General features: G+C 58.4%; 25 protein-coding genes and 1 tRNA gene. 7 read left to right on the top strand and 19 right to left on the bottom strand.

Annotated features, from left to right (window positions below; translation table 11 throughout):
• Positions 1-272: 272 nt before the first annotated feature.
• Entirely contained in the window at positions 273-1,490 is a 1,218-nt protein-coding gene (locus tag GBC55_RS22610; RefSeq protein ID WP_162439690.1) for an MFS transporter, read from the top strand.
• A gap of 84 nt (positions 1,491-1,574) precedes the next feature.
• Here the strand turns inward: GBC55_RS22610 and ychF are convergent, their stop codons facing one another.
• The 8 genes from ychF to GBC55_RS22570 form a co-directional block, all read right to left on the bottom strand.
• A complete protein-coding gene (gene ychF / locus GBC55_RS22605) occupies positions 1,575-2,675 on the bottom strand; it encodes a redox-regulated ATPase YchF (protein WP_162439689.1) in 1,101 nt (366 codons plus the stop codon).
• A gap of 22 nt (positions 2,676-2,697) precedes the next feature.
• Positions 2,698-3,282 carry an aminoacyl-tRNA hydrolase gene (gene pth, locus GBC55_RS22600; protein WP_008037207.1) on the bottom strand — a complete coding sequence of 195 codons (585 nt, stop codon included), beginning with the start codon at positions 3,280-3,282 and terminating at the stop codon, positions 2,698-2,700.
• A 166-nt stretch (positions 3,283-3,448) separates the two neighbouring features.
• Entirely contained in the window at positions 3,449-4,051 is a 603-nt protein-coding gene (locus GBC55_RS22595) for a 50S ribosomal protein L25/general stress protein Ctc (protein WP_162439688.1), read from the bottom strand.
• Positions 4,052-4,192: 141 nt separating this feature from the next.
• Positions 4,193-5,134, bottom strand: coding sequence for a ribose-phosphate pyrophosphokinase (locus GBC55_RS22590; protein ID WP_003208392.1), 942 nt, complete (start codon positions 5,132-5,134; stop codon positions 4,193-4,195).
• Positions 5,135-5,179: 45 nt separating this feature from the next.
• Positions 5,180-5,254 (bottom strand) — tRNA-Gln (locus GBC55_RS22585).
• Positions 5,255-5,290: 36 nt separating this feature from the next.
• Positions 5,291-6,142 (bottom strand): 4-(cytidine 5'-diphospho)-2-C-methyl-D-erythritol kinase, encoded by an 852-nt coding sequence (gene ispE / locus GBC55_RS22580; protein WP_162439715.1) that lies wholly within the window; start codon positions 6,140-6,142, stop codon positions 5,291-5,293.
• A 2-nt stretch (positions 6,143-6,144) separates the two neighbouring features.
• On the bottom strand, positions 6,145-6,762 hold the full coding sequence (lolB, locus tag GBC55_RS22575; RefSeq protein ID WP_162439687.1) for a lipoprotein insertase outer membrane protein LolB: 618 nt from the start codon (positions 6,760-6,762) through the stop codon (positions 6,145-6,147).
• Positions 6,763-6,766: 4 nt separating this feature from the next.
• Entirely contained in the window at positions 6,767-8,491 is a 1,725-nt protein-coding gene (locus GBC55_RS22570) for a tetratricopeptide repeat protein (RefSeq protein ID WP_162439686.1), read from the bottom strand.
• A 336-nt stretch (positions 8,492-8,827) separates the two neighbouring features.
• Between GBC55_RS22570 and hemA the strand changes: the two genes are divergently transcribed.
• From hemA to GBC55_RS22540, 6 genes are all read left to right on the top strand, one after another.
• Entirely contained in the window at positions 8,828-10,117 is a 1,290-nt protein-coding gene (hemA, locus tag GBC55_RS22565) for a glutamyl-tRNA reductase (protein ID WP_162439685.1), read from the top strand.
• A complete protein-coding gene (gene prfA, locus GBC55_RS22560; protein ID WP_162439684.1) occupies positions 10,114-11,196 on the top strand; it encodes a peptide chain release factor 1 in 1,083 nt (360 codons plus the stop codon). Before hemA ends, prfA begins: the two co-directional genes overlap by 4 nt.
• Positions 11,197-12,027 carry a peptide chain release factor N(5)-glutamine methyltransferase gene (gene prmC / locus GBC55_RS22555; RefSeq protein WP_162439683.1) on the top strand — a complete coding sequence of 277 codons (831 nt, stop codon included), beginning with the start codon at positions 11,197-11,199 and terminating at the stop codon, positions 12,025-12,027. It abuts the gene before it with no gap.
• Positions 12,021-12,776, top strand: a complete 756-nt coding sequence (locus tag GBC55_RS22550) for a molybdopterin-synthase adenylyltransferase MoeB (protein ID WP_162439682.1) — start codon at positions 12,021-12,023, stop codon at positions 12,774-12,776. The genes prmC and GBC55_RS22550 overlap by 7 nt, the downstream gene beginning before the upstream one ends.
• Entirely contained in the window at positions 12,769-13,560 is a 792-nt protein-coding gene (gene murI / locus GBC55_RS22545; protein WP_162439681.1) for a glutamate racemase, read from the top strand. Before GBC55_RS22550 ends, murI begins: the two co-directional genes overlap by 8 nt.
• Before the next feature lie 122 nt (positions 13,561-13,682).
• Positions 13,683-14,201, top strand: coding sequence for an acyloxyacyl hydrolase (locus GBC55_RS22540; protein ID WP_162439680.1), 519 nt, complete (start codon positions 13,683-13,685; stop codon positions 14,199-14,201).
• A gap of 58 nt (positions 14,202-14,259) precedes the next feature.
• Here GBC55_RS22540 and GBC55_RS22535 read toward each other — a convergent pair whose 3' ends face one another.
• The 11 genes from GBC55_RS22535 to GBC55_RS22485 form a co-directional block, all read right to left on the bottom strand.
• Complete coding sequence (locus GBC55_RS22535) at positions 14,260-14,565, bottom strand: YkgJ family cysteine cluster protein (RefSeq protein ID WP_162439679.1); 306 nt, start codon at positions 14,563-14,565, stop codon at positions 14,260-14,262.
• Positions 14,566-14,618: 53 nt separating this feature from the next.
• Complete coding sequence (locus tag GBC55_RS22530) at positions 14,619-15,122, bottom strand: DUF2878 domain-containing protein (protein ID WP_162439678.1); 504 nt, start codon at positions 15,120-15,122, stop codon at positions 14,619-14,621.
• Positions 15,115-16,386 carry a cyclopropane-fatty-acyl-phospholipid synthase family protein gene (locus GBC55_RS22525; protein WP_162439677.1) on the bottom strand — a complete coding sequence of 424 codons (1,272 nt, stop codon included), beginning with the start codon at positions 16,384-16,386 and terminating at the stop codon, positions 15,115-15,117. The genes GBC55_RS22530 and GBC55_RS22525 overlap by 8 nt, the downstream gene beginning before the upstream one ends.
• Positions 16,373-17,188, bottom strand: a complete 816-nt coding sequence (locus tag GBC55_RS22520; RefSeq protein ID WP_162439676.1) for a DUF1365 domain-containing protein — start codon at positions 17,186-17,188, stop codon at positions 16,373-16,375. Before GBC55_RS22520 ends, GBC55_RS22525 begins: the two co-directional genes overlap by 14 nt.
• Positions 17,185-18,432, bottom strand: a complete 1,248-nt coding sequence (locus tag GBC55_RS22515; RefSeq protein WP_162439675.1) for an FAD-dependent oxidoreductase — start codon at positions 18,430-18,432, stop codon at positions 17,185-17,187. The genes GBC55_RS22520 and GBC55_RS22515 overlap by 4 nt, the downstream gene beginning before the upstream one ends.
• On the bottom strand, positions 18,429-19,211 hold the full coding sequence (locus GBC55_RS22510; protein WP_162439674.1) for an SDR family NAD(P)-dependent oxidoreductase: 783 nt from the start codon (positions 19,209-19,211) through the stop codon (positions 18,429-18,431). The genes GBC55_RS22515 and GBC55_RS22510 overlap by 4 nt, the downstream gene beginning before the upstream one ends.
• A 13-nt stretch (positions 19,212-19,224) precedes the next feature.
• Complete coding sequence (gene phrB, locus GBC55_RS22505; RefSeq protein ID WP_162439714.1) at positions 19,225-20,658, bottom strand: deoxyribodipyrimidine photo-lyase; 1,434 nt, start codon at positions 20,656-20,658, stop codon at positions 19,225-19,227.
• Between the two features lie 32 nt (positions 20,659-20,690).
• Positions 20,691-21,632, bottom strand: a complete 942-nt coding sequence (locus GBC55_RS22500) for a MerR family transcriptional regulator (protein ID WP_162439673.1) — start codon at positions 21,630-21,632, stop codon at positions 20,691-20,693.
• Complete coding sequence (locus tag GBC55_RS22495; RefSeq protein ID WP_162439672.1) at positions 21,632-22,591, bottom strand: DUF523 and DUF1722 domain-containing protein; 960 nt, start codon at positions 22,589-22,591, stop codon at positions 21,632-21,634. The genes GBC55_RS22500 and GBC55_RS22495 overlap by 1 nt, the downstream gene beginning before the upstream one ends.
• Before the next feature lie 112 nt (positions 22,592-22,703).
• Complete coding sequence (locus GBC55_RS22490) at positions 22,704-22,919, bottom strand: TIGR02450 family Trp-rich protein (RefSeq protein WP_162439671.1); 216 nt, start codon at positions 22,917-22,919, stop codon at positions 22,704-22,706.
• Positions 22,916-23,099 (bottom strand): FAD-dependent oxidoreductase (locus tag GBC55_RS22485; protein WP_247266970.1); only part of this gene is annotated, 184 nt, incomplete at its 5' end. The genes GBC55_RS22485 and GBC55_RS22490, both read right to left, overlap by 4 nt.

Below are 23,099 nucleotides of genomic sequence, written 5' to 3'. Positions count from 1 at the left end.
CTGGGGTCGCGACTTGTGCCCCTTTTAAAGGCCTCGAAAGTCCACCCTCGCCAGCTCTGTAGGCCGACTCTGTAGCGAAACTTCCCATTCTCGGTCCCCTTTGTAAGAGGCCGCGTTGATGGGGTTGGTTAACGCAAGATTCAGACCATGGCGATGCGCTATTACTTTCTATTTAAGGTCGTTAGCAGGCTAAGGGGATGGCGCGGACGCACTGAAAAATGGCACATTGGCGCACCTGCCTGTTTGCACCCATTTGTAGTACGGAAACCCTTATGGCTATCAGCAATGCCCAGACCGGCACCTCGCCGGCATCAGCGACCCCGCAAAGCAGCCCATTGGTCATGCGTATCATCGGCGCGGTGGCGCTGGCGCACTTGATCAACGACCTGATTCAGTCGGTTCTACCGTCGATCTATCCGATGCTCAAAGCCAACTACGGTTTGACCTTTACGCAAGTCGGACTGATTACCCTGACTTTTCAGCTGACCGCCTCGCTGCTGCAACCGTGGGTCGGATATCACACTGATCGCCATCCAAAACCCTGGCTACTGCCGGCCGGGACCGTGTGCACGTTGATTGGCATCCTGATGATGTCCGTGGTCGGCAGCTTTCCGATGATTCTGCTGGCGGCGGGGCTGATTGGTATCGGTTCTTCGACCTTTCACCCGGAAGCTTCTCGCGTTGCGCGCCTGGCCTCTGGCGGGCGTTTCGGGTTGGCACAATCGACTTTCCAGGTGGGCGGTAATGCGGGCTCGGCCTTCGGTCCTTTGCTGGCTGCGGCGATCATCATTCCGTTCGGTCAGGGCTACGTCGCCTGGTTCGGACTGTTCGCGGTGTTTGCGCTGTTCGTGCTCTATCGGATCAGCCGTTGGTACGCGAACCACTTGAGCCTGTTCAAGCTCAAACAGGGTCAGGCAGCCACCCATGGTTTGTCGAAGGGAAGAGTCACCAGCGCGCTGGTGGTCCTCGGGCTGCTGGTGTTTTCCAAGTACTTCTACATGTCCAGTCTTACCAGTTACTTCACCTTTTACCTGATCGAGAAATTCGATCTCTCGGTGGCCAGTTCGCAGCTGCATTTGTTCCTGTTTCTGGGCGCGGTGGCGGCGGGGACGTTCTTTGGCGGGCCAATTGGCGACAAGATCGGGCGTAAAGCGGTGATCTGGTTTTCGATCCTTGGCGTCGCGCCGTTTACCTTGCTGCTGCCTCACGTCGATCTGTTCTGGACCAGCATCCTGAGTGTGGTGATCGGTTTCATCCTGGCATCGGCATTCTCGGCCATCGTCGTGTATGCGCAGGAGCTGGTACCTGGCAATGTCGGAATGATCGCCGGTGTGTTCTTCGGGCTGATGTTCGGCTTTGGCGGGATTGGTGCGGCGCTGCTGGGGCATTTGGCGGACATACACGGCATCGAGTACGTGTACTTCCTGTGCTCGTTCCTGCCGTTGTTTGGTGTGCTGGCAATCTTCCTGCCGAGAACCAAAAAGGCCTGAACACTCCTACCCGAATCACGGGCACAAAAAAGCCGCGTATCAAGCGCGGCTTTTTATTGGGCGGGTGCTACATCCCGAACAAACTCAGACGTTGAAGCGGAAGTGCATCACGTCACCGTCTTTAACGATGTAATCCTTGCCTTCCAGACGCCATTTGCCCGCTTCTTTGGCGCCGGCTTCGCCCTTGTACTGAATGAAGTCGTCATAGGCGATGACTTCGGCGCGGATGAAGCCTTTTTCGAAGTCGGTGTGGATTACGCCTGCAGCTTGTGGCGCAGTAGCACCGACGCGGACAGTCCAGGCGCGCACTTCTTCTACACCGGCAGTGAAATAAGTCTGCAGGTGCAGCATTTCGTAACCGGCGCGAATGACGCGATTCAAGCCTGGCTCTTCAAGGCCCAGGGCTTCGAGGAACATGTCTTTCTCTTCGCCGTCTTCCAGCTCGGCAATTTCAGCTTCGATCTTGTTGCAGACCGGAACCACCATGGCGCCTTCTTCTTCAGCGATGGCCTTGACGATGTCCAGCAGCGGGTTGTTCTCGAAACCGTCTTCAGCGACGTTGGCGATGTACATGACCGGCTTGGTGGTCAGCAGGTGGAAACCACGAATTACCGCTTTGTCGTCGGCACCCATGTTCTTCATCAGCGTGCGCGCTGGCTTGCCGAGCGTGAAGTGAGCGATCAATTGCTCCAACAGGCCTTTCTGAACTACCGCGTCCTTGTCACCACCCTTGGCGTTGCGCGCGACTTTCTGCAGTTGCTTCTCGCAGCTGTCGAGGTCGGCGAAGATCAGTTCCAGGTCGATGATTTCGATGTCGCGTTTCGGGTCGACGCTGTTGGAGACGTGGATCACGTTCTCGTCTTCGAAGCAGCGGACCACGTGAGCGATGGCATCGGTCTCGCGGATGTTGGCGAGGAACTTGTTACCCAGGCCTTCACCTTTCGAGGCGCCGGCAACCAGGCCTGCGATGTCGACGAACTCCATGGTAGTCGGCAGGATGCGCTTTGGATTGACGATGGCAGCCAGGGCTTCCAGTCGTGCATCCGGCATCGGCACGATGCCGGTGTTCGGCTCGATGGTGCAGAAGGGGAAGTTCTCGGCCGCGATCCCGGATTTGGTCAGGGCGTTGAACAGGGTGGACTTGCCGACGTTAGGCAGGCCGACGATGCCGCAATTGAATCCCATGGTGTTTCCCCTCGGATAAGAGTCAGGCCTTTTGGCTGTGCAGGTTTTTCATCGCGCGGTTCCATTCACCGGCGAGGATATCCGGCAGCACGCCGAGGGCAAAGTCGATGCTGGCATCGAGTTTTTCCTGTTCGGCGCGTGGCGCACGACCCAGGACGAAATTTGAAACCATACTGGCAACGCCCGGGTGGCCAATGCCAAGCCGCAAGCGGTAAAAGGTATTCTGATTGCCCAGTTGCGCAATGATGTCGCGCAACCCGTTGTGACCGCCGTGGCCGCCGCCCTGTTTGAGCTTGGCAACGCCCGGTGGCAGATCCAGTTCGTCATGCGCCACCAGGATTTCTTCAGGCTTGATGCGGAAGAATCCAGCGAGTGCCGCGACGGCCTGGCCGCTGCGGTTCATGTAGGTGGTGGGAATCAGCAGGCGAACATCCTGACCCTGATGCGAATAGCGTCCGGTCAGGCCGAAATATTTGCGATCCGCCACAAGATTTACGCCCTGTGCGTTCGCGATGCGCTCAACAAAAAGGGCCCCTGCGTTATGCCGGGTCTGTTCGTATTCAGCGCCTGGATTTCCCAGGCCAACGATCAGTTTGATGGCAGTCACGATAGGGGCCCTTCCTTGGAGTGGTGGTTAACATCGCCGCAAGCATGTGCGGCGAAAGTGGACGACAAGTGCTCATTTACCATTATGTAAACTCCGCGTTCTCGCCCGCTTTCTCGCTACGTACTAGTCCGCGATGTTACCGGTCACTCCGGCGAACAGAGTGAAATTACTCTGCTTCGCCTTCTTCAGTAGCTTCTGGAGCAACACGTGGGGCGTGAACGTTGGCAACTGCCTTGTCATCACCGTGTGCCAGAGCAACAAACTCAACGCCTTTAGGGGCTTTGAGGTCAGACAGGTGAATGATCGAACCGATTTCGGCGTCAGCCAGATCGACTTCGATGAATTCAGGCAGGTCTTTTGGCAGGCAGGTCACTTCGATTTCCGAAACAACGTGCGAAACTTCGCCGCCTTTCTTGATCGGAGCTTCTTCACCAACAAAGTGTACAGGCACGATAGCGGTCAGTTTCTGGCCAGCTACAACGCGTACGAAGTCAGCATGCAACACGTGGCCTTTGGCCGGGTGACGCTGCAGAGCTTTGATGATTACGTTTTGCTTGGTGCCGCCAACGTTCAGCTCGATGATGTGGCTGTAAGCCGCTTCGTTTTCGAGCAGTTTGGCAACTTCTTTAGCCAGCATGCTGATGGATTCAGGGGCTTTTTCGCCACCGTAAACTACAGCAGGTACCAGGCTTGCGAGACGACGCAGGCGGCGGCTCGCACCTTTCCCCAGGTCGGAACGCACTTCAGCATTCAGAGTAAAATCGTTCATGTTGTATCTCCAAAATAACCACATTCGCCCCAGCGTTTGCGACCAGCGCTAAAGGCGATATGGGCAAAAAAGCCCCGCCCCGACAGGAATGCCGGGGCGGGGCGCTTTTCGTCAACGAGACATTCGAGAAGGGCAGGGCCCTTAGCGGAACATCGCGCTGATCGATTCTTCATTGCTGATGCGGCGGACCGCTTCGGCAACTACCGGCGCGATATCCAGTTGACGGATACGCGAGCAGGCTTGAGCAGCAGCGGACAACGGGATGGTGTTGGTCACCACCAGTTCGTCCAGCATGGAATTTTCAATGTTTTCGATCGCCCGACCGGACAGCACTGGGTGTGTGCAGTAGGCGAAAACCTTGGCAGCGCCATGCTCTTTCAAGGCCTTGGCCGCGTGGCACAGAGTGCCGGCGGTATCGACCATGTCATCGACCAGAATACAGGTACGCCCTTCGACATCACCGATGATATGCATCACTTCAGAGTGATTGGCTTTCTCACGGCGTTTGTCGATGATCCCGAGATCAACACCCAGGGATTTGGCAACGGCACGTGCACGCACGACGCCACCAATGTCCGGGGATACAATCATCAGGTTTTCGAAGCGCTGATCTTCAATGTCATCCACCAGTACCGGGGAGCCGTAGATGTTATCTACCGGAATATCGAAGAAACCCTGGATTTGGTCAGCATGCAAATCAACCGTGAGAACACGATCGATGCCGACTACGGTGAGCATGTCAGCGACGACTTTCGCGCTGATAGCCACACGTGCGGAACGCGGACGGCGATCCTGACGGGCATAACCAAAGTAAGGAATTACAGCAGTGATACGAGTAGCCGAGGAGCGGCGGAAGGCATCAGCCATCACTACCAGTTCCATCAGGTTATCGTTGGTCGGAGCGCAAGTCGGCTGAATAATGAAAACATCTTTACCGCGGACGTTTTCATTGATCTCGGCTGTAATTTCGCCGTCGGAAAACTTGCCGACAGAGATGTCACCGAGAGGGATATGCAGCTGACGTACGACACGTCGAGCCAGATCGGGGTTAGCGTTCCCCGTAAAGACCATCATCTTGGACACGCGCAGTACCTAGAGGCTGAGGGTAACCTGGATGAGTATAGAAAATGGCAGGGGCGGCTGGATTCGAACCAACGCATGGCAGGATCAAAACCTGCTGCCTTACCGCTTGGCGACGCCCCTGTATCTGTTGCAACGAGTACCCAGTACTCGATTCCTTTAGAGCAGACTTTGAAGCTTGCGATGCAACATCGAAACGTTGCTTCCTTTCGCTACAAACCCTGTAAGGGTCTCTGTAAGAAGGGCCGAGACTTTATCAGCTTCAGCTTTGCTTGGGAAGCCCCCAAACACACAACTTCCAGTTCCGGTGAGTTTTGCTTCGGTAAATTTACCTAACAAATTCAATGCGTTACGTACATCTGGATAACGCCTTGCTACCACCGGTAAGCAGTCATTTCGACTGTTTCCCTTGGGAACGGGGCGCACTTTAATGGGAGGAGTGTTACGTGTCAACAGCGGATCTGAAAAAATTTCTGCTGTACTTACAGATACTTGCGGCACCAGCACCAGATACCACGGTTCTTCGGGGTCTACAGGGGTCAGTTTCTCGCCCACGCCTTCGGCAAAAGCCGCGTGACCGCGCACGAAAACCGGGACATCAGCGCCCAGCGTAAGCCCCAGTACAGCCAACCGATCCTCGTCCCAACCCAATTGCCAGAGATGGTTCAAGCCGAGCAGTGTCGTCGCGGCATTGGAGCTGCCGCCACCGATGCCGCCACCCATGGGCAGGATTTTTTCGATCCAGATGTCGATGCCAAGCGAGCAACCCGATTGCTCCTGAAGTTTTTTCGCGGCCCTGACGATCAGGTTGCTGTCATGGGGGACGCCATCGAATTCGGTGTGCAGTCGAATCACGCCATCGTCGCGCACGGCGAAGGTGATCTCATCGCCGTAATCGAGAAATTGAAAAATAGTCTGCAGCTCGTGATAACCGTCTTCACGGCGACCCAGGATGTGCAGCATCAGGTTGAGTTTGGCAGGGGAGGGCAGCGTCAAGCGCGGAGCAGTCATGTTCACTGCCCCAATTTGCGTGGCTGCCATTCCTTGATCACCAGCGTGACGTCAAGGTCGGTGCCGTGCAGCTTGATGCGCTCGGGCAGCCAAAAGCCGTTTTGTTCCGCGTAGCTCAAATATTCCACCTGCCAGCCATCCTGCTCCAGATTGGCCAGGCGGCTGTCCGCGTCCAGGGTCAAACGGCTTTTACTCTCAGGTGCGGGGAGCCCGCGGACCCACCAGGCAAGATTGGACACCGGCAGCTTCCAGCCCAGCTGTTCTTCCAGCAGGATTTCCGGGTTCGGCGCTTCGTAGCGGCCCTGATTAGCAACTTCCAGAGAGACTTTTCCGGGGCGACCCGTCAAGCGAGCCGCGCCGCGACCCAAGGGGCCGGAGAGGCGAATGTCGTAATAATCCTGACGCTGTAGCCAAAACAGGGTGCCGCTGCCCGAATCTTTAGGCGCGCGAATACCGATCTTGCCATTGATCTGCCAGCCATCAAGGCCAGTCAATTGCTGTTTGTGCTCACGCCATTGGGCGGTGTTGCCGTGACCCTCGACCGACTCGCGGGCGCCGAAACCCGCGCAACCGGCGAGCAGGGCGATAAAACTGAAAACAATGAAATGGCGCAAAAACATAATCTTAAAGAGTCTCTGATCCGGTCAGGCGCTTGATGGTACCGCGCAGAATTGGGCTGTCGGGCTGTTCCTTGAGGAACTTGCCCCAGATTTGCTTCGCTTCCCGTTGCTTGCCATTGGCCCACAGGACTTCGCCAAGGTGAGCTGCGACTTCCTGATCGGGGAAGCGCTCCAGTGCCTGACGCAAATAGCGCTCGGCTTCATCGAGGTTGCCCAGTCGGAAGTTCACCCAGCCGAGGCTGTCGAGCACTGCCGGGTCATCCGGATTGATCTGGTGCGCCTGTTCAATCAGGGCCTTGGCTTCGGTGTAGCGCGTTGTACGGTCAGACAGGGTGTAGCCGAGGGCGTTCAACGCCATTGCATTGTCCGGGTCGCGTTTGATGATCAGCCGCAGGTCTTTCTCCATCTGCGCCAGGTCATTACGCTTTTCCGCCTGCATGGCGCGGGTGTACAGCAGATTCAGATCGTCCGGGTATTGCTGCAAGGCTTTCTGCAACACGGCCCACGCCTTGTCCGGTTGTTTGTTGGCGGACAGGGTCTCCGCTTCGATCAGGTACAACTGAATCGCGTAGTCCGGCTGCTCGTCACGCTGGGCTGCCAGGCGACTTTGAGCTTCGGCCGTCTTGCCGTTGTTCATGAGGATGTCGGCCTGACGCAATTGCGCCGGCAGGTAATCATTACCCGGGCCCACTTGTGCGTATTCGATCAGTGCACCTTGTGGATCGTTGCGCTCTTCAGCGATGCGCCCAAGGTTCAGGTGCGCCGAATCGACGTGGCTGTCCCGGGCAATCAAGTCCTCAAGATAACCTTTGGCCTCTTCCCAGGCCTTGGCTTCCAGGCACACCAGCGCCAGGGAATAGCGCAGTTCATCGTCTTCGGGGTACTGCTGGACCAGGCTCGAAAACTCGACTTTGGCGTCTTCCATGCGGTCCTGTTCAACCAGCATTCGTGCGTAAGTCAGGCGCAGGCGTTTGTCGTCCGGGTACTTCTTGATGCTTTTTTGCAGCAGCGGCAAGGCTTCATCGCCACGATCGAGCGATTGCAGCAAGCGTGCCCGCAGCAAAATCGGGACTATCTCGCCATCTTCCGGTGGGTTGTCTTCGAGCAGGGCCAATGCGCCCTTGGCATCGCCGTCCTGTTGCAACAGCAAGGCCTTGCCGAAAATCAGCTGGCCGTTGTTGGGATGACGCTGCAACAAACGATCGAAACTCTTCATCAAACCATCGCGGGTGTCCTGGTCCGTGTCGGCCGCGGACAAGGCGAGGAAGTCGAAATGCGTGTCGCCTTTGCCCTGCAGGACCTTCTCCATATAGACCATGGAGTCGTCGTAGCGCCCGGCGCGAGCCAGTTGCACTGCGGCGGCCCGTTGCGCTTCGAGGTCATCCGGGGCGTTTTTTGCCCAGATGAGTGCAGTGTCCAGCGCCGCCTGATCAGCGCCCAGATACTCGGCAATACGGAATGCCCGCTCGGAAATTCCCGGATCCTGAGTGTTGATGGCCTGGGTCACGTAGTTGTCCAGGGCAATGTCGAAACGATTGCGCTGGCCAGCCAGTTCCGCACTCAACAGGCTGAAGACGGTTTCTTCGCTGAACGAGCCATAGACCTTGGGTTTTTCAGGGGCAGGGGTGCTGTCTTCAGTCGGCGGCGTACCGTCCGACGAAACGGGTGCCATGGCCTGGCAGCCGCTGAGGAAGACAAAAGCGAGGAGCAACGCGGAAGATCTATTCATATAGGAAGAGGACGACTAACCTGCGGTCAGATCATCATGACACAAGCCTTCGGCCAAACATAACCGGCCCGGCAATTTACCGATGCGCCGTGCCCTGTGGGAGCTGGCTTGCCAGCGATGGTCGTTAACGATGACGAGTTTTCACAGGGAGCCAGCGGTGTCTGTCAGTCCATCGCAGGCAAGCCAGCTCCCACAAGGACCGGTGTACGCTTCGTGTAAACGAGAAGCGCTCGCAGTTTCGGGTGATGCCTACCAAGGCGATAGAGATCGAGTAGTTGTTCTCGTTGTGTCGAAGTAGGACAATTGCCGGCTTCACGTCACCATCTGCGACTTTGAATGGCCTTCCTTGCACTCGGTATCAACCACAAGACTGCTTCAGTAGACGTCCGCGAGCGCGTGGCCTTTACCCCTGAGCAGCTGGTGGAGGCCTTGCAGCAGCTCTGCCGACTTACCGACAGCCGCGAAGCTGCGATCCTCTCCACCTGCAATCGCAGTGAACTCTATATAGAACAGGATCACCTTTCGGCTGATGTCGTATTGCGCTGGCTGGCCGATTACCATCATTTGAGCCTCGACGAGCTGCGTTCGAGCGCTTACGTGCACGAAGATGATGCGGCAGTTCGTCACATGATGCGGGTCGCCTCCGGGCTGGATTCGCTGGTGCTGGGCGAACCACAGATTCTCGGTCAGATGAAATCCGCCTACGCCGTGGCCCGCGAGGCAGGCACCATCGGTCCATTGCTCGGGCGTCTGTTCCAGGCGACGTTCAATGCGGCCAAGCAGGTGCGTACCGACACCGCCATTGGCGAGAACCCTGTTTCCGTGGCGTTCGCCGCAGTCAGCCTGGCGAAACAGATCTTCAGCGATCTGCAACGCAGCCAGGCCCTGCTGATTGGCGCCGGCGAGACCATCACCCTGGTCGCCCGTCATCTGCACGAACTGGGTGTGAAACGTATCGTGGTTGCCAACCGCACACTGGAACGCGCGAGCATCCTGGCCGAACAGTTCGGCGCTCACGCCGTATTGCTGTCGGATATCCCGGCAGAGCTGGTGCGCAGTGACATCGTTATCAGCTCTACCGCCAGCCAGCTGCCGATCCTGGGCAAGGGCGCCGTCGAAAGTGCCTTGAAGCTGCGCAAGCACAAACCGATTTTCATGGTCGACATCGCCGTGCCTCGGGATATCGAGCCGGAAGTCGGCGAGCTTGACGACGTTTACCTCTACAGCGTCGACGATCTCCATGAAGTCGTCGCCGAGAACCTCAAAAGCCGTCAAGGCGCTGCCCAAGCGGCGGAAGAGATGGTCTCGATCGGCGCTGAAGACTTCATGGTCCGCCTGCGTGAACTGGCCGCAGTGGATGTGCTCAAGGCCTATCGCCAACAAAGCGAGCGCATGCGCGACGAAGAATTGCAGAAGGCCCAGCGGATGCTGGCCAATGGCAGCAGCGCCGAAGACGTGCTGGTGCAATTGGCGCGCGGCCTGACCAACAAACTCCTGCACGCCCCGAGCGTGCAGTTGAAAAAGCTTTCTGCCGAAGGACGCCTCGACGCACTGGCAATGGCCCAGGAACTCTTTGCCCTCGGTGAGGGCTCATCGGATAGCTTTTCGGATAAAAAAACGCAATGAAAGCGTCACTGCTCAATAAGCTGGACATCCTCCAGGACCGTTTCGAGGAACTGACCGCCCTCCTTGGCGACGGTGAAGTCATTTCCGACCAGACCAAATTCCGCACCTATTCCAAGGAATACGCGGAAGTCGAGCCGATCGTCGAAACCTATAAACAGTTGCTCAAGGTACAGAGTGATCTTGAAGGTGCTCAGGCGCTGCTCAAGGACAGCGACCCGGACATGCGCGAAATGGCCGTGGAAGAAGTCCGCGAAGCCAAAGAGCAACTGATCGAAATCGAAGCCAATCTGCAACGCATGTTGCTGCCCAAGGATCCGAACGACGGTCGCAACGTGTTCCTCGAGATTCGTGCCGGCACTGGCGGTGATGAGGCGGCGATTTTCTCGGGCGATCTGTTTCGCATGTATTCACGCTACGCCGAGCGTCGCGGCTGGCGGGTGGAGATCCTTTCGGAGAACATCGGTGAGCACGGTGGCTATAAAGAAGTCATCGCGCGAGTCGAGGGCGAAAATGTCTACGGCAAACTGAAATTCGAGTCCGGCGTCCACCGCGTACAGCGCGTGCCGGCCACCGAATCCCAGGGCCGCATCCACACCTCGGCCTGCACCGTTGCGGTGTTGCCTGAACCGGACGAGCAGGAAGCGATCGAGATCAACCCGGCGGATATCCGGGTCGATACCTACAAATCCTCTGGCGCGGGCGGTCAGCACGTCAACAAGACTGACTCTGCTATTCGCATCACGCACATACCGTCCGGTATCGTCGTGGAGTGCCAGGAAGAACGTTCCCAGCACAAGAACCGCGCGCGGGCGATGGCCTGGCTGTCGGCCAAGCTGAACGACCAGCAAACCAGCGCTGCCGCCAATGCCATCGCCAGCGAGCGCAAGTTGCTGGTGGGTTCAGGGGATCGTTCAGAGCGGATTCGTACCTACAACTTTGCGCAGGGCCGGGTGACTGATCACCGGGTCAACCTGACGCTGTACTCCCTTGATGAAATCCTCGCCGGTGGCGTCGATGCGGTGATCGAGCCGTTGCTGGCCGAATACCAGGCCGACCAACTCGCAGCGATAGGTGAGTAAATGACCATCATTGCCAGTTTGTTACGCGCCGCGGACTTGCCCGACTCGCCCTCTGCACGTCTGGATGCCGAGTTGTTGCTGGCGGCTGCGCTGGGCAAACCCCGCAGCTTTCTGCATACCTGGCCGGAACGCATCGTGCCGAGCGAAGCGGCGCTGAAGTTCGCCGAATTCCTGCAACGTCGTCGCGGCGGGGAGCCGGTGGCCTACATCCTTGGCCAGCAAGGTTTCTGGAAGCTGGACCTGGAGGTCGCCCCGCACACCCTGATCCCGCGTCCGGACACCGAATTGCTGGTAGAGACCGCGCTGGAATTGCTCCCGGCCACCCCTGCCAGGGTTCTCGACCTCGGCACCGGCAGCGGCGCGATTGCCCTGGCCCTGGCCAGTGAGCGCCCGGCATGGAAAGTCACCGCGGTGGATCGCGTACTCGAAGCCGTTGCCTTGGCCGAACGCAATCGCCAGCGTCTGCACCTGAACAATGCCACTGTGCTGAGCAGCCATTGGTTCAGTGCCCTGGAAGGCCAGCGCTTCGAACTGATCATCAGCAACCCGCCTTACATCGCCAGCGCCGATCCGCATCTGGTCGAAGGCGACGTGCGCTTCGAGCCGGCCAGTGCCCTGGTTGCCGGTATCGACGGGCTCGACGATTTGCGTTTGATCGTCGCCCAGGCGCCGGACTACCTTGAAGCGGGTGGCTGGCTGATGCTCGAACACGGTTACGATCAGGCCTTGGCAGTGCGCGATCTGCTGCTGACCCGTGGTTTTGAAGAAGTGCACAGCCGCACCGATCTGGGCGGTCACGAACGTATCAGCCTGGGACGCTTGCCGTGCTAAATGATCAGGAATTGTTGCGCTACAGCCGTCAGATTCTGTTGCAGCACGTCGATATCGACGGTCAGCTGCGACTCAAAGCAAGCCGTGTCCTGATTGTCGGCCTCGGCGGTCTCGGTTCGCCGGTTGCGCTGTATTTGGCCGCTGCCGGTGTTGGCGAGCTGCATCTGGCGGACTTCGACAGCGTCGACCTGACCAATTTGCAACGCCAGATCATTCATGACACCGACAGCGTGGGTGTCAGCAAGGTCGATTCGGCCATCCGCCGATTAAGCGCCATCAATCCCGAGATTCAGCTGATCGCCCATCGCACTGCGCTGGATGAGGATTCACTCGCTGCTGCGGTAGCGGCGGTGGACCTGGTGCTGGACTGTTCCGATAATTTCTCCACCCGCGAAGCGGTCAACGCCGCGTGTGTGCTGGCCGGCAAACCTCTGGTGAGCGGCGCCGCCATTCGCCTCGAAGGGCAATTGTCGGTGTTCGATCCACGGCGCCCGGAAAGCCCCTGCTACCACTGTTTATACGGACACGGCAGCGAAGCCGAGCTGACCTGCAGCGAAGCCGGCGTCATCGGTCCCTTGGTCGGTTTGGTCGGCAGCCTCCAGGCCCTCGAAGCGCTGAAACTGCTGGCAGGTTTTGGCGAGCCGCTGGTGGGTCGATTGTTGTTGATTGATGCCCTGGGCACACGGTTCCGGGAATTGCGCGTCAAGCGAGATCCGGGTTGCGGCGTTTGTGGGTCGAAACATGCGTGAAGCGCCGATTGGCGTGTTCGACTCCGGTGTCGGTGGACTCTCGGTGCTGGCTGAAATCCAGCGTTTGCTGCCTGACGAGTCCCTGCTGTACGTCGCCGATTGCGGGAACGTTCCCTATGGCGAGAAAACCCCGGAATTCATCCGCCATCGTTGCAGCGTAATGGCCGGCTTTTTTCAGCAGCAGGGCGCCAAGGCGCTGGTGCTGGCCTGCAACACCGCGACGGTGGCAGGTGTCGCAGATTTGCGCCGCGATTATCCCGAGTGGCCCATCGTTGGCATGGAGCCCGCAGTGAAGCCTGCCGCAGCTGCAACGCGCAGTGGCGTGGTCGGTGTCCTCGCCACCACCGGGACATTGCAGAGTGCCAAGTTCGCCGCGCTGCTCGACCGCTTTGCCACCGATGTGCGCGTGATTACCCAGCCATGTCCCGGTCTGGTGGAGTTGATCGAGAACGGTGATCTGCACAGTCCGGCCTTGCGAACGTTGCTTGGCAGCTATGTCGCGCCGCTGCTGGCCGCAGGGTGTGACACGATCATTCTCGGCTGCACGCATTACCCCTTCCTAAAGCCTTTGCTAAAGCAGATGATCCCAGAGCACATCAGCCTGATCGACACCGGTGCTGCGGTAGCACGGCAACTTCAGCGCCTGTTGGCAGAACGTGAGTTGCTCGCCGAGGGGCCTGCTCGCGCCGCACAGTTCTGGACGAGTGCCGATCCGGAACATTTTAGTAATGTGTTGCCGGTACTCTGGAATTCCACCGGCATTGTGCGTAGCTTCGACTTGTAAAAAAAATGTGAAAAAGTCGCGTAGCAGTCTGAACTTCTGACTAATCGTCGACTTCTATAGCTTTGAATGTTGAGCTGCACCAAAAAAACCATACGAAAATCGTTCGGAAAAGGATGTTTCTAGTGAAGCGACTATTCTGCTTGGCCGCGATTGCGGCCGCACTGATGGGGCAAAGTATTACTGCACAGGCGGCAGGCGTGGAGTTCGCAGTCGGCGCGACCAGCGACTCAACCATGACCTACCGGTTGGGCATGCAGTTCGATTGGGACAAGAGCTGGTGGCAGAGCGATGTGGGTCGCCTGACCGGTTTCTGGAGCGGCGCCTATACCTATTGGGAGGGCGACAAGACTTCCAGCAACAACAGCCTGTCGTTTGCTCCGGTGTTCGTTTACGAATTTGCCGGTCAAAACGTCAAGCCTTACATTGAGGCAGGCGTTGGGGTTGCGTTCTTCTCCGATACCCAGCTGGAAGACAACAACATCGGTCAGTCTTTTCAGTTTGAAGACCGTCTAGGTTTCGGTCTGCGCTTTGCGGGCGGTCATGAAGTCGGGATTCGGGCTACACACTATTCCAATGCCGGACTGGCCAACCACAACGACGGCGTAGAAAGCTACGCCCTGCATTACACAATGCCGTTGTAAGCACTGATCACTGTGGGAGCAGGTCAGCTCCCACATATGATCCACGGTGGTCCAAAAATCACCGATACGCCGTCGTAATGCCCTGTCTTTCCTCAATGCATTCCGGTGCACCCATCTCGAATTCCCGGCAGATCAGCGGACGCTTTTCGTAGATCGTGCACATCATGGTGTTGCGATCCAGCGCGGCGCACCAGCCGTCATCCAGACGCAGCATCACTTCCCCGCCCCAGTCATCGGTAGCGATAAAACGTTCAGGCACGCCCGTGTCCGTGATCAGCATGACTTCGAGCTGACAGCAGCACGCTGCGCAGGTCGAGCACGTGACCGCCGGCTCGGCGATTTGCGTATGGGGAATGGTCTTCATGGCGCGCAGTGTAAGGCAGTGGACCTTGTGAGTGTAAAAGGCCTGACAGACGTTTAACGATGGGTGTCCGAAGCCAGTCGCTGGGCCATGAAATGCAGCGTGGGAAATAGCATCGCCCACAGTGCGCCGATGCCGATCAGTGTCACCCATTGTCCGTAGGGAAATTGCACCCCAGCCAGTTGGCTGCCTGCGTAATAGGAAAGCGGCCCCCCGATCGCGCCCAATGCACTGGCGAGCCACCACGGATGGGCGCTCCAGGCCAGGCAATGGCGCAAGGTCGTCGCCAGCAGCGCCCATAGCAGCATCAGCCATAGCGGTATGAGGGGGGCCACATCGGCGAAATCGAACACCCCCAACCAGCGCAACGTACTGTCCACGGTCGTGCCCAACAGAACCACGCTGAGGATCAGTCGGCCTTCATCCGCCCAACGACTTATCCACAGCAGATGAATCACTAACGCTGCCAACGGCACCAACAACCAAAGACTGTCGCCACCAACCACGCACGCGAACCAGCCCAATTGAAACAACGCGGCGTTGGTCAGGCGTTCAAGCATCGAAACGGCCCAGCAGCGGCGCGGTGATTGCTGATGGTTTGGCCAGCAGCAATTGCGCCGTGCCGATGGTGCGCTCCAGGAAACCACCTTCGCAGTAACACAGGTAAAACTCCCACAGGCGCAGGAAATAATCGTCGTAACCCAATTCGCTCAGGCGGCCGTGGGCCCGGCGAAAGTTCTCGTGCCACAGGCGCAGTGTCCTGGCGTAATGCAGGCCGAAATCTTCCATGTGCAGCAGGTTCATATCGGTGTCGCGGCTGACGATCTCCAGCATCTTTTGCACGCAGGGCAGGGCGCCGCCGGGGAAGATGTAACGCTGAATGAAGTCGACGTTGCTCTTGGCCTGTTCGTAGCGTTGATCGCGAATGGTGATGGCTTGCAACAGCATCAGTCCGTTGCTCTTGAGCAAATGCGCGCATTGCTTGAAGTAGGTCGGCAGAAAGCGATGCCCGACGGCTTCGATCATCTCGATCGACACCAGCTTGTCGTATTGGCCCGTCAGGTCGCGGTAATCGGACAGCAACAGCGTCACCTGATCTTGCAGCCCGAGCGCTTCAATACGTTGCGCAGTGAAGGCGTATTGCTCTTTGGAAAGCGTCGTAGTGGTGACTTTGCAGCCATATTGCTGCGCGGCATACAGCGCCATGCTGCCCCAACCTGTGCCGATTTCCAGCAAGTGATCGGTCGGCTTGAGCGCCAGCTTCTGACAAATCCGCTCCAGCTTGTTCAGCTGCGCTTGCTCAAGGCTGTCTTCGGGCGTCAGGAACTGGGCGGCCGAATACATCATGGTCGGATCGAGAAACTGTTCGAACAGGTCGTTGCCGAGGTCGTAATGGGCGGCGATGTTCTTTTGCGAACCCTTGCGGGTATTGCGGTTCAGCCAGTGCAGTCCTTGAACGAAGGGCCGGCCGAGTTTCGCCAGGCCACCTTCCAGCGCGTCCAGCACGTCAAGGTTGCTGACAAATACCCGCACCACCGCCGTGAGGTCGGGCGAACTCCAGTAGCCATGAATAAACGCTTCCCCGGCACCGATCGAACCGTTGCTCGCCACCAATCCCCACGCTGCGGCATTGAGGATCTGAATCTCTCCCAGCAAGTGACTGCCCTGGGTGCCGAAAACGTGGCGTTCGCCGTCTTCGACCACCACCAGTTGCCCGTGTTTGAGGTGTGCCAGCTGACGCAGTACGCCCCGACGCAACAGCGTTCCGGTCAGGCCGTTGGTACTGAGCAGGGGGGCTTTGGCCGTGACGCTAGAGGATTTCATGGCGGCGATCCTTGGGGGGAACTGTGGCGATTTGAAAGCTGCCGTCGGCAGGTCGATGAGCAAAAATCGGTGTGCCCTTGAGCAGCAGGCGAAGGGCTTGCCAGTAAATCGCCAGGCAGGTTTTCGCGGTCATCCACGGAAAACGCCGCAGGTAACGGTGCAGGCTGGCGCGATCCAGGGCCTCACGTTGCAGATTGAGCGTGGCGTCGAAGAGCTTCAGTTCGCCCTGCCAGTCAGCCATGTGCACGCCGAGTTTTTTCGCGGCCGGGCTGAAGCTCATTCGGTATTCAAGGTCCCGGGGCAAAAACGGCGAGACGTGAAAGGCCTTGGCCACGGCGAAGTGCTGATGGAAATCGCCCAGATCTTCCGGGGTCTTGGCCGGTAGCACGTAGTGATAGCGTTCGCGCCAGGGCGTGTTGCTGACTTCGCAGAGAATCGCTGCCAGCTGACCATCGGCTTCATGGCAATAGAAAAAACTCACCGGATTGAACGACAAACCCCAGCTACGGGCTTGAGTCAGCAGGCAGATCGAGCCTTGGGGAACATGTCCGAGTGCTTCCCCGACCTGCAGGCGCACCGCATCGATCAGACGCATGCCGCTGCGGGTGTAGGTTTTGAGGTAATCGGTTTCGCGAAATGAGAACGGCGAAAAGCGACTGTTACCCGACATCGGTGATAACCCCAGCACTTCGTCCTGCTCATCGAGGTCCAGGTACAGCAGACCGATCCGGTAGCGGAATTCATGACGCCGTGGGGCGAATCGGCGATGGGAGATCCAGCCGCTGTAGAGGGCGCTGTTCACAGCAGCTCTCCAAACGCATGGGCAACCCGCAACGCACTGACCACGCCATCCTCGTGAAAACCGTTGGCCCAATACGCGCCGCAATACCAGGTGTGCTCAATGCCGTTCAATTCTTCCCAACGCCCCTGTGCGGCAACGGCAGCCAGGCTGTATTGCGGATGCGCGTAGGTGTACTTGGCAAGGACCTTGAAGGGACTGATGCCCGCGCTCTGGTTCAGGCTGACACAGAACGTGATGTCGCTCTGGATGCCTTGCAGGATGTTCATGTCGTACGTTACGGCGGCCCGTGTATGGCCTGGGCCACCGAGGCGGTAATTCCAGCTGGCCCAGGCAAGTTTGCGCTGGGGTAGCAGGCGCGTGTCGGTGTGCAGCACCACCTCATTATCGGCGTAGGGCAGGGCGCCGAGGATCGATTGTTCGGCGTCGCTCGGTGCCGCCAGCAGTTTCAGTGCCTGATCGCTGTGGCAAGCGAACACCACTTTGTCGAACCGCTCGATACCGGCGGCGCTGTGAATAACCACACCCTCCTCATCGCGCTCGACCCGGGTCACGGCGCAATTCAACCGAATGCGTTCACGGAACGAAGCGGTCAACGGCTCGATGTAGGCGCTGGAGCCGCCTTCGATCACCTGCCACTGCGGCCGATTGTTGATGGACAGCAAGCCGTGATTCTTGAAAAACCGTACAAATAACTGCAACGGAAAACCGAGCATGTCGGCCATGGACATCGACCAGATCGCCGTGCCCATCGGGACGATGTAATGCAGGATGAAACGCTCACCATAGCCACCGGCCTTGAGGTAATCATCCAGCGTGGTGTTGATGTCGATCCGCTCTTCCTGGAGGTCGCGTAGCGCCTCCTTATTGAAGCGCTGGATGTCACGCAACATGCCCCAGAACCCAGGTGACAACAGATTGCGCCGCTGGGCGAAGAGGCTGTTGAGGTTGTTGCCGTTGTACTCCAGGCCACTGTCCGGATCGGTGACCGAGAAGCTCATCTCGGTGGGTTTGAAGCCCACGCCAAGCTGTTCCAGCAAGCGAATGAAATTGGGGTAGGTCCAGTCATTGAATACGATGAACCCGGTGTCCACGGCGTAGCTTCGACCCTCGACCGTCACGTCCACGGTGTGAGTGTGCCCGCCGACCCAGTCGCTGGCTTCGAACACAGTGATCTCGTGACTGCGGTTGAGCAGGTAGGCGCTCGTCAGCCCCGAGATACCGCTGCCGATGATGGCGATGTTCACGGTGTGTCCTTGATGGGCGGATTGCTGCGCACCATGCGTTTGCCGATCTCGAGCTGAATGCGATTGGGCAGTTTCGACAGCGGCCACAGGGCGGCCATGAACAGCGCCGGAAACGCGATCTCCAGTGGACGGTTCGCAAGTTTGGCGAAGATATGCCGCGCGGCTTTATCCACAGGCCAGCTGAGGGGCATCGGGAAATCGTTTTTGGCCGTGAGCGGTGTATCGACAAAGCCCGGGCTGACAACCGTGACCTCGATGCCCTCAGACGCCACATCAATGCGCAGCGATTCGAACAGGTAACGAAGGCCCGCCTTCGACGCGCCATAGGCTTCGGCTCGGGGCAGCGGAAGGTAAGTTACCGAGCTTGCCATGCCGACCAGATGCGGCGCAGTCCCGGCGCGCAACAAAGGCAAGGCCGCTTCGATGCAGTAGGCGCTGGCGAGCAGATTGGTCCGCACCACGTGCTCGATGATGGACGCATCGAACTGCTGGGCATCGACGTATTCGCACGTACCGGCGTTAAGAATCACCGTGTCCAGCGATCCCCAAGCCTCAGCAATCTGTTCGCCGATCTCTCGCACTTTCTGGCTGTTGGTCAGATCACCCGGCACGACCAGGACTTGCCCCGGATAGCGTTGGGACAAGACTTTCAACGGCGCCACCGAGCGTGAACTCACGGCCAGGTGTGCGCCGCTCTTGAGTATCTCTTCAGCCAGCGCGGCGCCGATACCGCTGCTGGCGCCAGTCAACCAATACCGTCGTGGAGGTGTAAGGCTCATCCCATTCTCCTTTTCAATCTTGCGCCTGCCGCGAGGGCAGGTTTTTGAATGCGGCCAGGGCACGCTGTCGAGACGTGCTCAGATTGACGATGGGCGATGGATAATCCGCCACGCCGAACAATCCGCCGACGTCTGCCGGGTTGTGCACTTGCTTCTTGTCCAGTCCGGCCAGCTCAGGCAGCCAGTGCTTGATGAAGACGCCTTCGGCGTCGAATTTCTCGGACTGGCTCAGCGGGTTGAATATCCGGAAGTAGGGCGCCGAGTCGGTGCCGGTTGATGAACTCCACTGCCAGCCACCGTTGTTTGCCGCCAGGTCGCCATCGATCAGGTGGCGCATGAAAAAACGTTCGCCTTCGCGCCAGTCGATCAGCAGGTTTTTTGTCAGAAACATCGCCACCACCATGCGTAGGCGGTTGTGCATCCAGCCGGTTTCAAGCAGTTGGCGCATGGCTGCGTCGATGATCGGCAGCCCGGTGCGGGCCTGCTGCCAGGCCAACAGTTCATCCGGGGCGTCGCGCCACGCCAGCGCTTCGGTCTCCGGGCGAAAAGCTCGGTGACGAGAAACCCGTGGGTAGCCCACCAGGATGTGTTTGTAGAATTCACGCCACAGCAGTTCATTGATCCAGGTGACTGCGCCAACGTTGCCGCTTTCGAATTCCCCTTGATTGCTTTGCAAGGCCGCGTGCAGGCACTGGCGAGGGGAAACGACCCCGGCCGCCAGATAGGCTGACAGTTGACTGGTGCCCGGTTTGGCGGGGAAGTCGCGCTCGTTTTTGTAGTAATCGATCTGGGCGTCGGCGAAGGCATCGAGACGCAGACGGGCTTGCGCTTCGCCGGCAGGCCAGAGTGCTCGCAGCTGTTCGCCGGGCGTTTCGAAACCCTCGACACTGGCAGGAATCTTGTCGCTGGCGATGTCTAGCGAATCCTGCGCTGCGGGTTTCACGACCATGGCGGGTATCGAGCGGTGCAGACGTTCGTAGCAGACCTTGCGAAATTGACTGAAGACCTGAAAGTAGGTCCCGGTCTTGGTCAGCACGCTGCCAGGTTTGAAAAACAGCTGATCGAGATAGCTGTAAAAACCGATGCCTTCGGCCGTCAGTGCTTCGCCAACCTGCTCGTCACGCCGGCTTTCATTGATGCCGTACTCCTCGTTGACGTGGACCGCTTCGACCTTCAATTGCTGGCAGAGATCGAGCAAGACCTTCGGTGCGTCATCCCACCGTGACGCCTCGCGAATCAGCAGGGGGATGTTCAATTCGCCCAATGCGCGGCTCAATTCGCTCAGGTTGCGCAGCCAGAAATCCACTTTGCACGGCGCGTCGTCATGCTCCAGCCATTGCTGCGGGCTCAACACATACACCGCCACGCACGGGCCGCGCGCCGCAGCCGCGCTGAGCGCCGTGTTGTCGAGTAGGCGCAAGTCGCTGCGCAGCCAGATCAATTGCATGGTGGTGTCCGTACTTTTATTAAGAGTCGCCATTAAATGAGCCCCTGCTGCACGAGGTTCTGGTGAGCCGACAAGGGATCTTCGGCCAGGAACACATCAGCGATCTCAGAGGTTCTTACGGACAACTCCGCGCAATGGATGCATACCGTTGGGCCGGCAATGATTTTTGGGCAACTCACGCCGCTCAATAGTTTCACCAGTTGCGGCAGGTTCATGGCTTTGCTGGAATACAGCAGCACGCCGCGAGCCTTCAAATGATCCACCGCCAGCGCCAGTTCACCCGCCGGCAGCGGCCAGTCGAACACCTCGACCGGGCAATCGGCGCTACTGACCAGCCAGGCGGTGAGCCACAGGTCAGGCTCCAGCGGCAGGTCCGAGTGATTGATCAACAGCAGCGGCGCGGTGCGTAGTTGACGGTTGTTGTGGTAAATGCGCGCGCCAAACTTGCTGCGCAGCCAGGAATAAAAAAACACGCGTTCCATTTGCGCGCCGAACTGGCCCTTCCAGCGTTGCTCCAGGTCCGCCAACAGCGGCATCAGTAACTGCTCGCACAAGGTGCGTGGCGGGTACAGCGCCATTGCCTGATTGACGGTGTCGTCCAGGGTGCGCTCGTTAAGCTGCGTTACGGCTTGCAGCAACGTATGCCGCAGTACGTGCCAATCGCTTTCGACGGGTACGTTCAAGGCTTGTGGGGTATCGAGCAGTTGCTTGACCTGACTGACGGCCACGCCACGATTGAGCCAGGTGAGAATCGTCAGGATGCGTTGCACGTGCTCGGCCGAGAACAGCCTATGACCTTTGGGCGTGCGTTGGGGCACGATCAGTCCATAACGACGTTCCCAGGCACGTAAGGTGACGGCGTTGACGCCGGTCTGCCGCGCGACTTCACGGATGGGCAGCCAGCCTTCGTCGAGCGCTTTTTTGAAATCATCGCCCAGGTCTTCGCTGGCGCTGGTGTCGAGTCGGTCGTTCATTAGATCGCGTTTCGCAGGCTGAGGTTTTCCGGGTGCGGTTGCAGGTAAACCTGTTGCGCAATGTAGGGATCCGGGTGTTGGCGGAAGTAGTGTTTGAGCAGCGTCAAAGGCACCACCAGCGGCACGATGCCGTGGCGGTATTGGCCGATAACGTGCTGCACTTCCTGTTTGTCTTCAGCGCTGATTACCTGCTTGAGGTAACCACTGATGTGTTGCAGGACGTTGCTGTGGGTACGTCGCGTGGCGCATTTCTTCAAGGCCGCCATCAGCTCGCTGAAATAGCGCGGGCCCAACTCGATCGGGTCAGTCTGACCCATGTTCCCCAGCAAGTTGCCCAGGGTTTTGTACTGCACCGGGTTGTGGGCCATCAGCAGGTATTTGTAGCGCGAGTGAAAGTCGGTGAGGCCGCGGCGAGTCAGGCCTTCTTTCAACAGTTGCTGCCAGGCGCTGTAGGCGAAAACCCGCGTCAGGAAGTTCTCGCGCAGCACTGGATCATTCAGCCGCCCGTCTTCCTCCACCGGTAAATCAGGGTGCCGTGAGCAGAAAGCCTGGGCGTAGATACCGCGTCCACCGCCATCCACAGGTGCACCGTTGGCGTGGTAGACCTTGACCCGGTCCAGCCCGCAGGAAGGGGATTTCTGCATGAAAATGTAGCCGCAGATGTCCTCCAGTTCCGCCGCCATTTTTTCACCGTATTCAGCCAGTGGCCGAGTGACGTTGAGTTCTGGAAGGACGGTGCCGACGGCTTGAGGTTGTTCAGGATCACCGACCAGACGGATCGGTTGGCGAGGAATGCCGAGGCCAATGGCGACTTCCGGGCAAACCGGGACGAAATCGAAGTATTCAGTGAGGGTGCGACTGCACAGGCGAGATTCTTTGTGTCCGCCGTTAAAGCGTACTTCGGCGCCCATCAGGCAGGCGCTGATGGCAATCTTCGGTTTCACGGTGGCAGGGATCATCGGAACACCTCGAATCTAAACTTGTACAGATGCGAGGTTCTGTACAACATAAGCTCATCATAGATTCGAAGCTGTACAAGTCAAATTATTTGTATAGGTTTTTATCGGCCTCCTACAACCAACCCATTTTCCACTGGTCCTGATTGCGAAGGCCCTGCCATTCAAACCGTTCGCTGCGCTTGGTCAACACCGCCTGGATTTCAACTTCCAGCACGACGCCTTCCTCATCACGGAACAGCTCGGTCACCAAAAAATGTTTTTCACGGTTTTGCGGGTGGGCTGCTGTCCATTTCGACAGCAGCAATTTGCCTGGATTGATGCGGTTCACTGCAGGTGCTCGTGCAAGCGGCGGGCGGCTTCCTGGCCGCTGAGCCAGGCGCCTTCTACGCGGCCAGACAAGCACCAGTCGCCACAGGCATACAAGCCAAGGTCGGCGTCGGCCAGCGTGCCCCATTCGTGACTGGTGGCGGAGCGGGAGCAGAGCCAGCGTCGCGCCAGCCTGAACGTC

This window comes from Pseudomonas sp. TNT3 (genome assembly GCF_010095445.2).
In the GTDB taxonomy this organism is placed as follows: domain Bacteria; phylum Pseudomonadota; class Gammaproteobacteria; order Pseudomonadales; family Pseudomonadaceae; genus Aquipseudomonas.
The sequence above is the reverse complement of the archived record's forward strand: the minus strand, read 5'-3'. Positions and strand labels throughout refer to the sequence as shown.

Excerpts from the sequence above, each read along its gene's own strand:
- GBC55_RS22610 (WP_162439690.1), top strand. The coding sequence starts at position 273 with ATGGCTATCAGCAATGCCCAGACCGGCACCTCGCCGGCATCAGCGACC.
- ychF (WP_162439689.1), bottom strand. The coding sequence starts at position 2,675 with ATGGGATTCAATTGCGGCATCGTCGGCCTGCCTAACGTCGGCAAGTCC.
- GBC55_RS22595 (WP_162439688.1), bottom strand. The coding sequence starts at position 4,051 with ATGAACGATTTTACTCTGAATGCTGAAGTGCGTTCCGACCTGGGGAAA.
- ispE (WP_162439715.1), bottom strand. The coding sequence starts at position 6,142 with ATGACTGCTCCGCGCTTGACGCTGCCCTCCCCTGCCAAACTCAACCTG.
- lolB (WP_162439687.1), bottom strand. The coding sequence starts at position 6,762 with ATGTTTTTGCGCCATTTCATTGTTTTCAGTTTTATCGCCCTGCTCGCC.
- GBC55_RS22570 (WP_162439686.1), bottom strand. The coding sequence starts at position 8,491 with ATGAATAGATCTTCCGCGTTGCTCCTCGCTTTTGTCTTCCTCAGCGGC.
- hemA (WP_162439685.1), top strand. The coding sequence starts at position 8,828 with ATGGCCTTCCTTGCACTCGGTATCAACCACAAGACTGCTTCAGTAGAC.
- prfA (WP_162439684.1), top strand. The coding sequence starts at position 10,114 with ATGAAAGCGTCACTGCTCAATAAGCTGGACATCCTCCAGGACCGTTTC.
- prmC (WP_162439683.1), top strand. The coding sequence starts at position 11,197 with ATGACCATCATTGCCAGTTTGTTACGCGCCGCGGACTTGCCCGACTCG.
- murI (WP_162439681.1), top strand. The coding sequence starts at position 12,769 with ATGCGTGAAGCGCCGATTGGCGTGTTCGACTCCGGTGTCGGTGGACTC.
- GBC55_RS22535 (WP_162439679.1), bottom strand. The coding sequence starts at position 14,565 with ATGAAGACCATTCCCCATACGCAAATCGCCGAGCCGGCGGTCACGTGC.
- GBC55_RS22530 (WP_162439678.1), bottom strand. The coding sequence starts at position 15,122 with ATGCTTGAACGCCTGACCAACGCCGCGTTGTTTCAATTGGGCTGGTTC.
- GBC55_RS22525 (WP_162439677.1), bottom strand. The coding sequence starts at position 16,386 with ATGAAATCCTCTAGCGTCACGGCCAAAGCCCCCCTGCTCAGTACCAAC.
- GBC55_RS22510 (WP_162439674.1), bottom strand. The coding sequence starts at position 19,211 with ATGAGCCTTACACCTCCACGACGGTATTGGTTGACTGGCGCCAGCAGC.
- phrB (WP_162439714.1), bottom strand. The coding sequence starts at position 20,658 with ATGCAATTGATCTGGCTGCGCAGCGACTTGCGCCTACTCGACAACACG.
- GBC55_RS22500 (WP_162439673.1), bottom strand. The coding sequence starts at position 21,632 with ATGAACGACCGACTCGACACCAGCGCCAGCGAAGACCTGGGCGATGAT.
- GBC55_RS22495 (WP_162439672.1), bottom strand. The coding sequence starts at position 22,591 with ATGATCCCTGCCACCGTGAAACCGAAGATTGCCATCAGCGCCTGCCTG.